The 14,976-nt window shown below is 72.4% G+C and carries 14 protein-coding genes; 2 read left to right on the forward strand and 12 right to left on the reverse strand.

Features of this window, described 5'->3' with window-relative positions:
- Nucleotides 1–17: 17 nt before the first annotated feature.
- Nucleotides 18–281, reverse strand: coding sequence for a WhiB family transcriptional regulator (locus GKS42_RS18855; RefSeq protein WP_165962719.1), 264 nt, complete (start codon nt 279–281; stop codon nt 18–20).
- 220 nt (nt 282–501) lie between these two features.
- On the opposite strand from GKS42_RS18855, the gene GKS42_RS18860 reads away from it, so the two are divergent.
- Entirely contained in the window at nt 502–1,311 is an 810-nt protein-coding gene (locus GKS42_RS18860) for a TIGR03089 family protein (protein WP_154795223.1), read from the forward strand.
- Nucleotides 1,312–1,334: 23 nt separating this feature from the next.
- Here the strand turns inward: GKS42_RS18860 and manA are convergent, their stop codons facing one another.
- The 7 genes from manA to GKS42_RS18890 form a co-directional block, all read right to left on the reverse strand.
- On the reverse strand, nt 1,335–2,522 hold the full coding sequence (gene manA / locus GKS42_RS18865) for a mannose-6-phosphate isomerase, class I (protein ID WP_154795224.1): 1,188 nt from the start codon (nt 2,520–2,522) through the stop codon (nt 1,335–1,337).
- Nucleotides 2,519–3,289 (reverse strand): class I SAM-dependent methyltransferase, encoded by a 771-nt coding sequence (locus tag GKS42_RS18870; protein ID WP_168217896.1) that lies wholly within the window; start codon nt 3,287–3,289, stop codon nt 2,519–2,521. Before GKS42_RS18870 ends, manA begins: the two co-directional genes overlap by 4 nt.
- A 129-nt stretch (nt 3,290–3,418) precedes the next feature.
- On the reverse strand, nt 3,419–4,402 hold the full coding sequence (locus GKS42_RS18875) for an excalibur calcium-binding domain-containing protein (protein ID WP_154795226.1): 984 nt from the start codon (nt 4,400–4,402) through the stop codon (nt 3,419–3,421).
- A gap of 113 nt (nt 4,403–4,515) precedes the next feature.
- Nucleotides 4,516–5,820, reverse strand: coding sequence for a nucleotide sugar dehydrogenase (locus GKS42_RS18880; RefSeq protein WP_154795227.1), 1,305 nt, complete (start codon nt 5,818–5,820; stop codon nt 4,516–4,518).
- Nucleotides 5,821–5,887: 67 nt separating this feature from the next.
- The gene (locus GKS42_RS18885) at nt 5,888–6,409 is read right to left on the reverse strand and encodes a hypothetical protein (RefSeq protein ID WP_154795228.1); all 522 of its coding nucleotides are present in this window, start codon (nt 6,407–6,409) and stop codon (nt 5,888–5,890) included.
- Entirely contained in the window at nt 6,406–6,999 is a 594-nt protein-coding gene (locus tag GKS42_RS26960) for a glycosyltransferase (protein WP_354002670.1), read from the reverse strand. Before GKS42_RS26960 ends, GKS42_RS18885 begins: the two co-directional genes overlap by 4 nt.
- Before the next feature lie 2 nt (nt 7,000–7,001).
- On the reverse strand, nt 7,002–8,138 hold the full coding sequence (locus tag GKS42_RS18890; protein ID WP_154795229.1) for a glycosyltransferase: 1,137 nt from the start codon (nt 8,136–8,138) through the stop codon (nt 7,002–7,004).
- 109 nt (nt 8,139–8,247) lie between these two features.
- On the opposite strand from GKS42_RS18890, the gene wecB reads away from it, so the two are divergent.
- Nucleotides 8,248–9,318: a non-hydrolyzing UDP-N-acetylglucosamine 2-epimerase gene (gene wecB / locus GKS42_RS18895; protein WP_154795230.1), complete on the forward strand. Its 1,071-nt coding sequence runs from the start codon at nt 8,248–8,250 to the stop codon at nt 9,316–9,318.
- On the opposite strand, the gene GKS42_RS18900 is transcribed toward wecB, so the two are convergent.
- From GKS42_RS18900 to GKS42_RS18915, 4 genes are all read right to left on the reverse strand, one after another.
- On the reverse strand, nt 9,293–10,438 hold the full coding sequence (locus GKS42_RS18900) for a glycosyltransferase family protein (RefSeq protein WP_154795231.1): 1,146 nt from the start codon (nt 10,436–10,438) through the stop codon (nt 9,293–9,295). The two genes, wecB and GKS42_RS18900, sit on opposite strands and share 26 nt — an antisense overlap.
- Nucleotides 10,435–11,901 carry a glycosyltransferase gene (locus GKS42_RS18905; RefSeq protein ID WP_168217897.1) on the reverse strand — a complete coding sequence of 489 codons (1,467 nt, stop codon included), beginning with the start codon at nt 11,899–11,901 and terminating at the stop codon, nt 10,435–10,437. Before GKS42_RS18905 ends, GKS42_RS18900 begins: the two co-directional genes overlap by 4 nt.
- Nucleotides 11,898–13,697 carry an ABC transporter ATP-binding protein gene (locus GKS42_RS18910; RefSeq protein ID WP_154795233.1) on the reverse strand — a complete coding sequence of 600 codons (1,800 nt, stop codon included), beginning with the start codon at nt 13,695–13,697 and terminating at the stop codon, nt 11,898–11,900. The genes GKS42_RS18905 and GKS42_RS18910 overlap by 4 nt, the downstream gene beginning before the upstream one ends.
- A gap of 76 nt (nt 13,698–13,773) precedes the next feature.
- Complete coding sequence (locus GKS42_RS18915) at nt 13,774–14,931, reverse strand: glycosyltransferase (RefSeq protein ID WP_154795234.1); 1,158 nt, start codon at nt 14,929–14,931, stop codon at nt 13,774–13,776.
- Between the last annotated feature and the right edge of the window lie 45 nt (nt 14,932–14,976).

Genomic DNA, 14,976 nt, shown 5'->3' on the forward strand with positions numbered 1-14,976 from the left:
CGAGCGCCGAGGCCCGCTCAAATCGCTCGGCGCTTGAGCTTGCGACGCTCACGCTCGGACAGGCCACCCCAGATGCCGAACCGCTCGTCATGCTCGAGGGCGTACTCCAAGCATTCCACCCGGACCTCGCATGACACGCAGACCCGCTTGGCCTCACGGGTGGACCCGCCCTTCTCGGGAAAGAATGCTTCCGGGTCGGTCTGCGCGCAGAGCGCCCGCTCCTGCCAGGACAGCGCGCCGTCATCGTCGACGTAGCCATCCACCGGGAACGCGAGCTCCATGCGTGGGGCCGGGACCGGCTGCGGAATTCCGTTGGTGAGAGGTCCCTCTCCCAGAATGTTCCACACGGCTTACCCCAATCGTCGTACATGCCCCTTGCTCGGACACCCCGGGAACGAGGCGCTTGCAATGAATTACACGCGTGTAACCCGCCTGAGTCAAGCCGAGAGCGGATTTTGATGGCGGTCACCGGCGTGTCGTGCACGGCCTACCCTCGCAGGTATGGCGCACGATACCCCCCTCGACTCCGTCCGCGATCTGGTCGCGTTCTGGCAGGCCACCGACCCGACCTCGCCGCGGCTGACTTGGTACGGCCCGGACTCCGATCGGGTGGAACTCTCGGGGCGGGTCCTCGCCAACTGGGTCATCAAGGCGACGAATCTGCTCACCGAGGAGGCGGACGCCGGGCCGCGTGTCCTCGTCGGGGTTGACCTGCCCGTGCACTGGCGCGGGATCATCTGGTCCCTGGCGGCCCTGCATGCCGGTGCGTCCGTGCATCTCACGGTTGGCGACGCCGCCGGTCCACTCCCCCGCTCCAAGGGCGCCCCGCCGGTGCTCGACGCGGTGGTCACCGCCGACCCGGAACGCGCCCGTGAACGAGTTCGCGCAGGTGGGAGCGTCATCGCGGTCGCTCTGCCGGCGCTGGCGAGGTCCTTCGACGGACCGCTCGGTCCCGGTGTGATCGACGGTGCCGCGGACCTGATGACGTACCCGGACGTGCTCACGCAGCCCGCGGAGTCCGATCCCGAGGGTCCCGCCATCGACGGCGCGAGCCACGCCGACCTGCTCACCTGGGCGAGGCGAGCAGCAGCCGACGTCACCGGTCCCGGAGCCGTCCGTCCGCCGTCGGAGGCTCCCATCGTTTCGACGGCGACCGGTCCGCGTGCGCTGGTGGCATCGTCCGACCCACGAGGGGCTCTGGCCACGTCGTTGGCCGCGTGGGCGGAACACGGCTCGGTCGTGCTCGTCGGGGACCCTCGCTCCGCGGCCGACCTCGCGCACCTCGCACAGGTCGAGGGCACCACCTCCTGACGCGTGCAGGCCGGGCGTGTCGCTCAGGGCACCCCGGCCTGGGCGACGCGCCCGGTGCCCGAGAGCCGTACCGTGCCCTCGTCCGCGGCCACGAACACGCACTGCCCACGAGCGACCGTCACGCCGTCGGGATCGGCGTCGGACGTCACGGAGAGCTCGCCGTCCAGGCCGAGCAGCAGGCGTGGCCCACGGCCCGGGAACCGGCGCTCGTGCTGACCGTCGAGGGTGGCCACAGAGAGTTCGAAGTCGTCGACCGGCGCGTAGTACACGCCGGTGCACTCGTCGAACATCTCGGGGGCGATCCGGATCGGTGGAGCGGCGACCCAGTCGATGGTCTCGAGGACCTCGGGGATGTCGACGCGCTTGGTGGTCAGGCCCGCCCGCAGCACGTTGTCGGAGTTCGCCATGAGCTCGACGGCGAAGCCGCTGAGATAGGCGTGCACGCCGCCGGCCGGTACGAACATCGCCTCGCCCGGGTGCAGCGTCACGGGGTTGAGCAGCAGGGCCGCCACGGTGCCCGGGTCCCCGGGATAGGCGGAGGCGAGGTGGGTCACGATGGTGTCGGTGCGCGCGGACGGCGACCGCCCGCTGCGCAGGCGGGCGGCACACGCGGCCGCAGCCGCCTCGACGGCCGACGCGCCGCCGTCGGCGCCGCTGACGAGCAGGTGCGTGAACGCGGCCCGCACGCCGGACGCCGTCGGGCTGGCCTGGAGATGGCCGAGCATCTCGCGGGCGAGCGGGGCGTCCAGACCGTCGAGGAGTTCCGCGGCCCGGCGCGGTGCCCGGAACCCGCTGACCGCCTCGAAGTTCGTGAGCGCGTAGACGAGTTCGGGCTTGTGGTTCGCGTCGGTGTAGTTGCGCAGCAGCGGGTCGACGCCGGCGGACTCCTCCCGTTCGTGGCCCGCCCGTGCCTGGCGCAGATCGGGGTGCACCTGGAGCGAGAGGGGGCGCACCGGTGCGATCAGCTTGAGCAGGTACGGCAGGGTCGGGCCGAACCGGGCGACGACGTCGGCCCCGAGGAGTCGCTCGGGGTCACCGGCCAGGTAGGTCGGTAGTTCGCCGTCGTCGTCGAGCATCGACGGCGCGGACGGGTGGGCGCCGAACCAGTGCTCGGCGACCGGCTGCTCGGTGGGCGTGGAGCCCAGGAACCTCGGGATCACCATGGCCGAGCCCCAGGCATAGTCGCGAGGCGACCCGACGAGCACCCTCACGCGGGGCGCTCGGCGACGACCACCAGCCCGGTGCCCGTGGTCGGACGGAGCCGCTGCAGCCAGCGGAACGGGGCGGTGGCGGTCTGGATCGCGAGCCCGATCAGTCGCTTGCGCGGCTGGTTCGTGCGCCCGCTGGCGGCGGTCAGGTCCTCGACGGAGGCGTCCTTGTATTCGCCGGCGAGCTTCTTGGAGTCCATTCGGTTGCGCACCGCCTCGAGCGCGTATCCGAGCGGCCAGGCGTACACCGTGACCTGCGGCCGGACCATGCCGACCTTCGTGAGCAGCGCGCTCATCTCCTCGGGCGAGTAGCGGCGGAAGTGTCCGGACATGGTGTCCATCGGCCCGAACCGGTCCTGGAACGCCGGCACCGAGAGCATGATCCGCCCACCGGGCTTGACGTGCTCCACCCAGGTGCGCAGCGCGGCCTCGTCCTCGTCGATGTGCTCGAGCACCTCGAACGCGCATACCAGGTCGTAGGTCTGCCCGGCCGGGGCGGACTGGTCCGTCCCGTTGATGACCGTGCCACCGCGCGGGCTGATGACACCGTTGGCGCTCGCGTAGGAGGTGGCATCGGGCTCCACCGCGACGTACGTCGTCAGCGGTGCGATCCGGGCGCCGAAGGCGCCGAGACCGCAGCCGATCTCAAGGACGGTCCGGGGCTTGAGGTCGCGCAGCAGTCGCGAGACGACGTCCCAGCGCAGCAGCGCACGGGGCGCCAGGGGCGGATCCCCCTGCACATCGGATCGGGTCGAAGGGTTCTGCGTCACGGAGCCTCCAGGTTGGTCGTGGTCGCGTCCACGGACGCGGTCCGCAGTGCTGGGGAACACGGTAGCGCCCGGGGCTGGATGCGACCGCACGTCGGCGTCACCGACGCGCCGGACCCGCGATCCCCTGGATCAGCCGAAGTGGCTCTCGCAGGCGATGCCGTCGTTGTCACCGTCCAGTCGGTGCACATCCCCGAGGCCGAGGCGAATGTAGTGGTTGAACGTGGTCTGGGCGTCGGCGCGGCTGGCGAAGTCGGGGCAGTCCAGGTCCGGGGTACGGGGCCGGACCGGGTAGCCGGTCGACGGCGGCGGGGTCGGCGCCGGTGCGGGGGCGGGCGCCCGGCGCACGCCGAGGGTGTCCCGACCGTCGGCGTTCCAGTCCCCGACCAGGACGGCGTCGCCGGTCCTGCCGTAGGTGAAGACGCGGTTGGCGGTGGCGCTGCTGAGGCTGTCCGAGAGGTAGTAGGCGTTCGCCCGGCGCACGGCGAGGGTGTCGCGACCGTCGCCGTTCCAGTCCCCGACCAGAACGGCATCGGCGGTCCGGCCGTAGGCGAGCACCCGATCGGCGGCGCCGCCGCTCAGTGTGTCCTTGAAGTGGTAGATGTTCCCGCGTCGGACGGCGAGCGTGTCGACGCCGTCTCCGTTCCAGTCCCCGACGAGCACGACGTCGTTCGGCCGGCCGTAGGCGACGACACGGTCCGCCGGACCGCTGCTCAGGGAGTCCTTGAAGAAGTAGAGGTTCCCGCGACGCACCGCGAGCGTGTCGACGCCGTCTCCGTTCCAGTCCCCGACGAGCACCACGTCGTTCGGCCGGCCGTAACCGACCACACGGTCGGCGTTCCCCGAGGAGAGCGAGTTCCGGAAGTAGTACAGGTTCCCGCGGCGCAGCACGAGTGAGTCGCGGGAGTCTCCGTTCCAGTCCCCGACGTACGTGCGGTCGCCGACCGCGCCGTATCCGAACGCGATGTTCGCGGTTCCGGAGAACGAGTCGTTGAGGTAGTAGAGGTTCCCGCGTCCGCCCACCTCGAGGCCCTTGGCCCACGCGGACGGCGTGAGCGCGGCCTGGCCGACCAGCAGGATCGAGAGTGCGGTGAGGACAGCGAGGAACCTGCGCATCGTGGGACTCCGGGCGGTGGACGGCGGCGGTGCCGCAGAAGTGGGGGGACGATTGCCGACGCTAGTTCCCGGTCACCCTGTGCGTCGGCGTTCGATCAGTGATCCACGTCACTTCAGTCGCTGCTCCGGCCATCGCCGACGACGATGCGGTCCACGCCCACCCAGGCCTCGGGCTCGGTGATCCTTCGGCCATCGACGAGGACCCGGATCCCGGGCAGGTCCGCCGGCGTCAGGTCGGCGTACTCGCGGTGGTCCGCCTGGATGATCGCCGCGTCCACGGGCGTGCCGAACTCGTAGGCCGTGAACCCGTGACCGGCGAGTTCGGCGGCCGTGTAGAGCGGGTCATGGACCAGCACCGTCGCGCCGGCCTCGGTCAGTGCGGTCACCGTCGGGAACACCCCGGAGAACGCGGTCTCCTTCACCCCGCCCCGGTACGCCGCGCCCAGCACGGCGACCGTGCGGCCCTCGAGCCCGCCGAGCGCACCGCCGGCCAGTCCGACCGTGTACGCCGGCATGGCCGTGTTCGCCTCCCGCGCCGCGCGGACCACGGTGGCGTCGGGGTCCGTCCACAGGTAGAGCCGCGGGTAGACCGGGATGCAGTGTCCGCCGACCGCGATCCCGGGCCGGTGGATGTGGGAGTAGGGCTGCGAGTTCGACGCTTCGATCACCGAGTAGATGTCGATGCCGTGGGCGGCGGCGAACCGGCCGAACTGGTTGGCGAGCCCGATATTGACGTCCCGATAGGTGGTCTCGGCGAGCTTCGCGAGTTCCGCGGCCTCCACGCTGCCGAGGTCCCACACCCCGTTCGGCCGGTCGAGGTCGGGACGCTCGTCGAACTCGAGCACCGCCTCGTAGAACTCGCGCGCGGCCGCGGCACCCGCCTCCGACAGCCCGCCGATCAGCTTCGGGTACTTGCGCAGATCGGCGAAGACCCGCCCGGTGAGGACACGTTCGGGCGAGAACACGAGGTGGAAGTCCGTTCCCTCGGTGAGGCCGGAGATGCGCTCGAGCATCGGCTTCCACCTGGTCCGGGTCGTGCCGACCGGCAGCGTCGTCTCGTAGGACACCAGGGTTGCGGCGGTGAGATGCTCACCGATCGAGGTGGTCGCGGAGTCCATCCAGCCGAAGTCCGGCTCAGCACTCGCCTCGTCGACGAACAGCGGCACGACGACGACGACGGCGTCCGCCCCCGGCACGGCGTCCGCGTAGTCCGTGGTCGCCCGGAGCCGCCCGGCCGGGACGAGCTCGGCGAGCTTCTCGGCCAGGTGTGCCTCCCCGGGGAACGGCTCCTCGCCACGGTTCACGGTCGCCACGACGTCCGCGTTCACGTCGACGCCGACCACCTCGTGGCCGGTCTCGGCGAACTGCACGGCGAGCGGGAGGCCGATCTTGCCGAGTGCCACAACTGCGATCTTCACGGCGGTCCTTCGGGTGTCTTGACGGGGTGGGTGCTGCGGATCCGACGGTACACGCGCGCCGGGGAGCTCAGCGCAGCAGGACCGAGGCGGCCATGAGGCGCAGCGGCGCCTCCGTCGCCAGGAGCTGGGCGAGGTCGCGTGTGATCAGCGTGTCCGGGCGTCCGTGCCGGCGGCGCGCCCTGGCCAGCCCGATCAGCGTGGCCGGCTCCGTGTCCGGCGCCAGGATCGCGTCCAGGAGTCGCCGGTCGGCGAGCGAGAGGACGCTCTCCGCACCGGGTGCGGCGATCAGCAGCTTGCGCGCCACCTTGGCGAGCGAGCGGCGTTCCTTGTCGGTCCAGAAGCTCGGATCCGGCCGGTTGTGCACGGCGCCGAAGAGGTGGATACGCACGAACTTCACGCACGCCGAGCGGCGCCGTTCGAGGGAGAGGTTCTCGAACCAGGGCAACGCGAGAAGGTGGCGCAGGAATCGCAGCTCGGTCGCGATCGGCCGGGCCGCGTAGGTGACCCGGTCCTCGGCGTCCTCACCGATCCGGTACGCCGGCCCGGCGCGGTCGAAGACGATCCGGCCCTCGAACCACAGCCGGGTCACGAAGGCGACGTCGCCGCCGACCTGTGCGCCCTCCTCGAGGCGTAGGCCGAGCCGGCCGAGCGCCTCGGTACGGACGACGCCGAGCGGCGCGCTGCGGTAGCAGAGCCGGTCCTTGATCGGGTCGAGCGGTCCGCGCCCCAGGGGCGGGTGGGCGGGGTGCGCACGAGCCTACGGTCGCCACCCAGTTCAAGGCGCGCCATCACCGCGTCCGCGCCGGACCGTTCCGCCCGCCAGAACCAGGACGAGAGGGCCCCGGGCATGAGCGTGTCGTCCGAGCCCATGATGCAGACGTAGGGAGCCGTCGCGGCATCCATGCCTGCGTTGAACGGTCCCGAGGCGCTCCGGAACTCGTCGTGGTGCTCGAGGAACCGGACCTGGTCGCGGGTGTCTGGCGTCCAGCAGCGGGCGGATCTCCGCGGCGGAGATGTTGTGACAGACCACCGTGACCCGGGCACCCTCGGCGTTGTGCTCGAGGACCGAACGCACGGCCCGCGCGATAGGGCGTTCGGTGTTGTGCACGGCGATGACGACGTCGACCCCGGGGCGCGCCTCCGGCTCGTGCTGCGCCTCGCCCGCAGTCTCGGGAGCACCCTCAGCCACGGCCGAGGTCCCGGGCCTGGCGGTAGGTGGCGACGTACGCCGCGCCGACCCGTTCGGGGGCGAACCGGTCTCCGACCGTCGCCGCGACGTCGGAGGCGTTGAGGTGTCGGGTTGCCCGCTCGGTCGCGATGACCGCGTCCGCATACGCCCCGGCGCTCTGATCGGCCACCACCGCACCGACACCGTCCTGGATGTACTCGGCCTGTCCCCCGTTCGCGCCGACCACGACCGGGCGGCCGTGCACCAGTGCCTCCGCGGCCGAGACGCAGAAGTTCTCCGCCCGGGTCGGCAGGAAGAACAGATCCGCGGCGTCCAGCGCCGCCGAGACCCCGGCGGTGTCGGTGCCGCCGGCGAGCGTGAGCAGGTGCGCCACCTTCTTCTTCCGGGCGTGCTTCGCCACCGCCTCGCGGAGTTCGCCGTCGCCGACCCAGGTCAGGTGGGCCGGGTGTGACCGCCGGGCAAGCTCGGCCAGAACCTCGACTGCGAGGAGCGGGTCCTTGCGCTCGACGAGCCCGCCGACCGCGACCAGGCGCATCGGAGTTCGTGGCCGCATCGGACGGGCGGTGAGGTGCGCACGTGGCGGCACGATGCACGGCACCACCTCTGTGGGTCGGCCCGCGCCCCGGGTCCTTCGGATCGGGGCGGCGAGGAACTCGCACACGGCAGTGACGACGTCGGGCAGGCCGAGCATCGGCCGCAGCGCCGGCAGCGCCGCACGGGCGGCGAGCGGCAGCGTCTCCGGCGAGGTCAGCGCGGACCAGTGCTCGGTGTGCACCCAGGGCGCGTCCGGTCGGGTCCCCACCAGGGGTGGGAATGCCGCGAACGGCAGCAGGGTCGAGAACGCCATGGTGTGGACCACGTCGGCGCCCTCCAGCAGCACCGGCAGGGAACGCGCCACCGTGGCGATGTCCAGCGGGGACGTCGTGCTCATCGGGACCCGGCGGATCCGGATGCCGTCCCGGACAAGGGTGCGGACGCCGTCGTCCTGGTGCCGCGGCACCAGGTGGACCACGTCCACCGCGTCGACCTCCGGTCGGGCGGCGATCGCCCGCACGTCCTTCTCCACGAAGGTGCCGCTGCTCGGGGCGACCTCCGTGGGGTACCAGGTCGTGAGCACCACTGTCCGCATGAGGAGAAGTTATCCGATCCCCCGCGGATCGCCCGGTCGGCAGCCCGCGCACGAGCGCGGCTCGAGCGTTCGTCCGCCGAGCACGGCACCGCACCTAGACTCGGGATTCATGAGGATCCTGAGCGTCGTGGGCGCCCGGCCGCAGTTCGTGAAGCTGGCGCCGATCGCTGCGGAGTGTGCTCGGCGTGGTGAGGATCACGTGATCGTGCACACCGGTCAGCACTACGACCCGATGCTCTCGGACGTGTTCTTCAGCGAGCTCGGCATCCCCGCTCCGGAGGTGCACCTCGGGATCGGCAGCGGCAGCCACGGCGCGCAGACCGCGGCGATGCTGGCCGGCCTTGAGACCGTGATCGGCGAGCACTCCCCCGACTGGGTGCTCGTCTACGGCGACACGAACTCCACCCTTGCCGGGGCCCTCGCCGCGGTGAAGCAGCACGTGCGGGTGGCCCACCTCGAGGCCGGACTCCGCTCGTTCAACAGGGTGATGCCCGAGGAGCACAACCGGGTCCTGACCGATCACGCCGCGGACCTCCTGCTCGCCCCGACCGAGGTCGCCGCCGAGCACCTGGCGGCCGAAGGGCTGGCCGGGCGCACCGTGGTCGTGGGGGACGTGATGACCGACGTCCTGCTCACGATCGCGCAGGCGGTGCGGGGCGAGCGCCCACGCGTCCTCGACGAACTCGGACTCGTGCCCGGTGGCTATTCCGTCGCAACGATCCACCGTGCGGAGAACACCGACGATCCGATGCGGTTGGCTGCGATCGTCGAGGGACTCGCCGCGGTGGACCACCCGGTCGTCCTGCTCGCCCATCCACGCCTGCGCGCCCGAGCGGACGCCGCCGGGCTGGACCTCGACGCCAGCGGCCTGCTGGTGCGCACACCGCTGTCCTACCGGGAGCTGGTGACGGCGGTGCTGTCCGCGCGCGGTGTCATCACGGACTCCGGTGGGCTGCAGAAGGAGGCGTTCGAGCTGCGGGTGCCGTGCACCACCGTGCGGACCGAGACTGAGTGGGTCGAGACGGTCCAGCTGGGCTGGAACGTCCTGGTCGGCCCGGAGGGCATCGCCGCTGCCGCGAGCCGTCGCCGGCCCGCGCCCACCGATGCGCGGCCGTACGGGGACGGGCACGCGGCGAAGGAGGTCCTGGACGCACTCAGCCGCGCTCGAGCAGAGCGCTGACCGGCCCGCTCCAGCCGGTCATCCCCACGTCCGCGGAGAGGTCCCGGGCCACCGCGTGCGAGGCGAGCTTCCATCGCCGTACCCGGGCCGCGTCGAGCGCGTCCAGGGTCTCGGTCAGCGCCTGGGCGGTGAAGTCGGAGGTCACCTCGCCGACTCCGTGCCGGCGGACCAGGGCGGCCATCTCCGGTGACGGCCCGATGATGACACCGAGCCGCCCCTGGATGAAGTCGAAGAGCTTGTTCGGCAGCGTCCAGAGGTAGTTGAACGTGATCGGCGGCAGGACGAACACGCCGACGTCGTAGTCGGTCAGCGTCCGCACCAGGCGTTCGTAGGGCACCGGGTCATGGATGCGGACGCGTTCGGTCCGCGCCGCCTGTTCGCGCAGTTCGGCGAGGTAGGCGGGGTCGTTGGGCATCAGATACAGGTCGAGGGTGACCGACACGGACGTGTTCACGACGGCGTCGATCATGAGGCCGAGGTTCCGGTTCCGACGGGCGTTCCCCGAGTGCACGAGCCGGATCGGCTCGTGCACCTTCGTGGGCTCGGTGTCCAGGAACGGGGTCGCGTTCGGCACCACGCCCACCTCGAGGCCGAACTCGCGGCGGTACTCCTCGGCGAGGCCCGCACCCACCGTGGTCAGGCTTGCGCACCGCGGCAGGAAGGTCCGGCAGATCCAGCGGTAGTACGGGGCCACGAACGTGCGCCAGCGCCGCGACTCCTCGTTCTCGCGGGGCGCGTACTCGTGCAGGTCCGCGTGCACCCCGGCGCGTGGGCGTAGCCACAGGGCCAGTGGGACCGTGTCCGCGTCGTCGGCCAGGATCGCGTCGAAGGCGTGCACCGGCAGCACCGCGCGCAGGTGCGCGACGACGGCGTTGCCCCAGTACACGCTGGAATAGCGGCGCACGATCAGCCCGAGGCGGTCCTTGTGCCAGGCGATCAGGTCCGCGGGGATCTCGTGGTGGGCCACCACACCGTCCGGCGCCGGGCCGTAGCCGACGGTGGTCACGTCGTAGTCGGGGGCGAACAGCGCCACCTGCTTGCGCACCCGGGCGTCCTGCGCGATCGGGGAGAACGCCAGGATGAGCAGGCTCGGCCGGCTCGGCCCGGTTCCCCCGCTCATCGCACCCTCGCCAGGATCTGCCGGTACAACCCGAGCAGCCGCGCGGCCTCGTGCTCCCAAGTCAGCTCGGCGGCGGCGGCCCGGGCGGCGGCCCGGTAGGACTCGGGGTCGGCGAGCACCTCGGTCATCGTGGCGGCGAGATCACGGCCGTCCTCGGTCGCGAAGACCCGTCCGACGCCGTACCGCAGCACGATCTCTCGGGTGTCCGGCAGGTCCGCAGCCGCGATGGGGAGTCCCGCGTGGATCGACTCGAAGAGCTTGTTCGGCAGCGAGTAGTAGTAGCTGAGGCAGCTCGGGCGCACGTACACCACGGACAGGTCCGCGTCGGCCAGCGTCGCCGCCACGTCCGCGGAATCGACCCTGCCGACGAAGTGGACCCGCTCGGTCAGGCCGGCGGCGTCGACCCGCGCGCGCAGCGGTTCGACGTAGTTCGGCTCACCGTAGCCGAGCAGCACCAGGTGCACGTCGGAGGCCATGTGGGTCAGGGCGTCCACGGTCTCCTCGATGCCACGGTTCGTGGTCAGCCGACCCCCGTAGGCGATCACCTTCGCCGCTGCGGTGAGGCCAGCGAGCTGCCGGAGCCGCCCGGTGCCGGTGCTGATCGGCGCGGTCGCGGCCGGTGGGATGTTCCGGACCAGGGTGGGCGGGGTGAGCAGGCCGTAGGTGCGCTGCAGCCATCTGGCGATGTTCGGCGAGACGGTGATCACCCCTGCTGCCCGGCGGATGCCGCACCGCTCGATCAGGTGCTCGACGTAGGGCGCGACCGGGCGGGGCCGCACGTTGCGATGGCGCCACAGCTCGTGCGCGTCGTAGACGATCCGCGCACCGGTGCGGGACCGAACGGCCAGCGCGGGCGCGAGGGTGTTGCCGTCGTTGGCGTGGACCAGGTCCGGGCGCCAGTGCGAGGCGGCCCGCACCGCGCCCGCCCAGTACACGGCCAGGCTGACCGTCCGGTACGTGCGCAGCCACAGGTCGAACAGCCCGGAGACGGCGCGGGCCCGGACGCTCCCACCCGACGCCGCACCCTCGGCCGGACCGCCCGGGGTGACCGGACCGCCCGGGGTGACCGAGGCGGCCGACCCGGCCCCCGCCGTCGGCGCCGTCCCTGCGGACCTGGGGTCTGCCGTCGGGCGTGCCGGTGCCGACCCGGCGCCCGCTCGCGACCCGACGGCCGCGACCCGGCGCCGCACCCACCGATACGCCGACGCGAGCCATGGGGCGGACCTGGCCAGTTCGAACTCGGGGAGGCGCTCCAGGTAGACGCCGGAGTCGAGCCGCTGCGTCCCGACCGGGAACCCGGACCGGGCGCGGGCGACGGCGAAGATCCGGACCTGCGCACCCGCAGCGCTCAGCGTGGCCGCGGTCTTGAGCACCCGGGTGTCCGCGTGCGCGTCGTTGTAGACGAGCACGGCGACGCGGGCCGGGCGCCCACCCACGCGCAGGTCGATGCCGGGCTCGCTCACTCCGGCAGCTCCCCGGTCAGGCCCGCGAGTGCCGCCTGCTCGGCGAAGTCGGGCTCGGCCGCCACCACCTGACCGAACGTGCCGTGGGCCACGAGGCGCCCGTCCCGCATGAAGCACACCTGGTCGCTGTGCCGGATCGTGGCGAGCCGGTGGGCCACGACGACCATGGTGACGTCCCCGCGGAGCTCGGCGATCGCTGATGTCACGGCGGCCTCCGTTGAGGTGTCCAGGGCGCTCGTGGCCTCGTCCATGATCAGCACGAGCGGGTCGTTGTAGAGCGCGCGGGCGATGCCGATGCGTTGACGCTGCCCACCGGACAGGTTCAGCCCACGCTCCCCGATGCGGGCGTCGATGCCGCCGTCGCGGGCCTCGATCGTCTCGAGCATCTGCGCCCGTTCCAGGGCCCGGCGCACCCGCTCGCGGTCCACCTGCTCCGGCACCCAGGTCAGGGCCACGTTCTGCGCCACCGTGGAGTCGAACAGGGACACCTCCTGGGGCACGTAGCCGACTCGCGAGCGCCACTCGTCGAGGACGTCCGGCATCGGCGCGTCCCCCACGAGCAACCGCCCGGCACTCGGCTCGAGCAGCCCGAGGATCAGGTCCACGAGGGTGGACTTCCCGGATCCGGAGGCCCCCACCAGCGCGAGCGAGGTGCCGAACGGCAACCGCAGGTCCACCTCGCGGACCGCCTCGGTGCCACCGGGGTAGGTGAAGGACACCCCCTCGAGCGTCAGCGCCCGGGCGTCGGCCGGGATCGGGCCGGCGGCGGCCGCCGCGGGACGGTCCCGGCGCCTGGCGGCACCCTTGCGGATCTCGTCGAGGACCTGCTGCGCGAACGGCATCGAGGCCCCGGTCTGGGCCATGATCGACTGGAACCGCGTCAGCGACGGCACGATCCGGAACCCGGCGACGCCGAACAGTGCCACGGCGCCGAGGGCCCCGTTGACGCCGCCCTGCAGGTAGCCGACGCCCGCCCCGATGGCGAGACCACCGATGAGCCCGGCCTCGAGCACGTACCGCGGGACCACCCCGAGGAAGGACATGTTCGCGCGGGCCTGCGAGCTCTTCAGCCGCACGCCGCGCACGACCTCGGCGACCTCGGGACCCTTGCCGCGCAGGGTGATCTCCTTGAGCGAGTGCACCATCTCGCTGACCAGGCGCACCGAGCGCGTCGAGTAGGAGCGGTTCACCCGGCCGGCCTCGACCGCCTTGCGCAGCACCCACAGGTACAGGAACGCGCCGATGACTCCGAAGTAGGCGATCGCGACGGCGGCGATCAGCGGTTCGGCGACGATCAGCACGATCAGCACGGCGGCGAACGTGAAGATCTCACCGGACAGCATCGCGGCCGGGATCAGCACCCCGGAGACCGTGGTGGCCACCCCGACGTCGGTCGAGCGCACCAGGTCGGTGGAGTTGCGGCCGAGCCGCTCGGTCCACGGGGACTCGAAGAACGCGTTCAGGAGTTGGCTGCCGAGGTCCTGCTCGAACCTGGCGAACCGCCGCGTCGCGAACCACTGCAGCGTGATCGCGAGCACGCTCTTGGTGATGATCAGCGCGCCGACCACGATCAGCATGTTCCGGAAGTCCGCCGGTTCGCTGAGCGTCCCGAGGACCGGCAGCGTGAGCGGTGCCCCGGAGAGCATCGGGGCCATGGTGAGCGCGAGCAGCCCGAGGGCCAGGACGTCCAGGATCGACAGGGCGGCCGAGAGCACCGCGAAGGTGACCACGAACCGGCCGCTGCCGGCGGGTAGCACGGCGAGCAGGGCGCGCACCATGCGCCACAACGCACTCATCGCGCGCGCTCCCTCCCGTGTGTGCCGTGCGCCGGCGGTCGACCGGGCCACCCGTGGCCGGGTGCGCTCAGCCTAGTCACGGGGCGGCCGCCGCCAGCACGACGGCGGCGCCGCGCCGGCCGGCCGCGTCGAGCGAGCGGTTCTCGAGCACCCACTCGTGCAGGCGGCGCTCCTGCGCGGCGTCCCGGTCGGTGGTCAGCGCCGCCACCATCGCCGCGGCGACCGGACCCGGGGCGTACTCCGCGACCCGGCCCATCCGGTGGTCGGTGAGGATCGCGCCCGCCGGGCCGGGCCCGGTGTACACGACCGGGGTGCCGCACGCGAGCGCCGCGAAGACCTTGGTGGGGATCGCGAAGTCGTAGCCCTGGCCGGGCCGCAGGCTCACGACGGCGGAGCGCGCCCCGCGTAGCCACGTCGCCGTCTCCGCCGGGCTCGCCGGGGGCACGAACAGCACCGGCGCGTCCTCGCCGGCATCGCCGCCGGGCAGTGCGGCCGCGAGCTCGCGCAGCCTCGGCCAGGCGCTGCCCTGGCCGAGGAACACCAGCCGGGCACCGGGGACCTGTTCGCGGACCCGGGTCATCGCGCGCACGAAGATGTCGGCGCCCTGCCACTCCGACGCGGTACCGGCGTACAGCAGGTACGGGGCGCCGTCGGGTTCGCTGTGCCGGGGACCGGCCGGGGTGAACGTGTCGGTGTCCACCCCGTTGCCCGTGGTCACCACGCTCCGAGCGCCGAGGGCACGGACCCGCTCGGTGACGCCGTCGGAGACCGAGAGCACGGCCGCGGCACCGGCGAGCGCGAACGACTCCAGCCGACGGACCACGGCGACCACGGGCGCGGGTGCGCCGGTGGAGGCTGCCGCGTCGGACCAGACGTCCGCGCCGTTGTAGACATAGGGCAATCGCCGCAGCGCGCACACCAGCCGCACCACGGCGCCGGTCGTGGGCGGCGGCTCGACCACGACGACGTCCGGCCGTCGGGTCAGCAGCAGCCGCACCGCCAACGGCACATCGAAGCTCAGGTACTGGAGGTAGCCGCGCACGTACCCGTCACCGTCCCGCAGCACGGGGCGGCGGGAGATCCGGATCGAGGGGTGCGTCGTCGGCGGCGCCCCGGTCGGCTCGGAGACCGTCAGGACGTCCACCCGGGCGCCGGCCGCGTGCAGGGCGTTCGCGAGCGCCGCGAGCCGGAACGAGGCGGCTGCCGCCTCGGGACTGAAGATCCGGGACACCATCGTGACCCGCCTCGGTCGCGGCGTGGGTGATCCGGGCGCGCGGTC

The sequence above is a fragment of the Occultella kanbiaonis genome (assembly GCF_009708215.1).
GTDB classification, from domain to species: domain Bacteria; phylum Actinomycetota; class Actinomycetes; order Actinomycetales; family Beutenbergiaceae; genus Occultella; species Occultella kanbiaonis.

Bases quoted from the DNA above. Each gene is read 5' to 3' on its own strand.
- GKS42_RS18855 (WP_165962719.1), bottom strand. From the start codon at position 281: ATGGAGCTCGCGTTCCCGGTGGATGGCTACGTCGACGATGACGGCGCG.
- GKS42_RS18860 (WP_154795223.1), top strand. From the start codon at position 502: ATGGCGCACGATACCCCCCTCGACTCCGTCCGCGATCTGGTCGCGTTC.
- GKS42_RS18875 (WP_154795226.1), bottom strand. From the start codon at position 4,402: ATGCGCAGGTTCCTCGCTGTCCTCACCGCACTCTCGATCCTGCTGGTC.
- GKS42_RS18890 (WP_154795229.1), bottom strand. From the start codon at position 8,138: ATGCGGACAGTGGTGCTCACGACCTGGTACCCCACGGAGGTCGCCCCG.
- wecB (WP_154795230.1), top strand. From the start codon at position 8,248: ATGAGGATCCTGAGCGTCGTGGGCGCCCGGCCGCAGTTCGTGAAGCTG.
- GKS42_RS18900 (WP_154795231.1), bottom strand. From the start codon at position 10,438: ATGAGCGGGGGAACCGGGCCGAGCCGGCCGAGCCTGCTCATCCTGGCG.
- GKS42_RS18910 (WP_154795233.1), bottom strand. From the start codon at position 13,697: ATGAGTGCGTTGTGGCGCATGGTGCGCGCCCTGCTCGCCGTGCTACCC.
- GKS42_RS18915 (WP_154795234.1), bottom strand. From the start codon at position 14,931: ATGGTGTCCCGGATCTTCAGTCCCGAGGCGGCAGCCGCCTCGTTCCGG.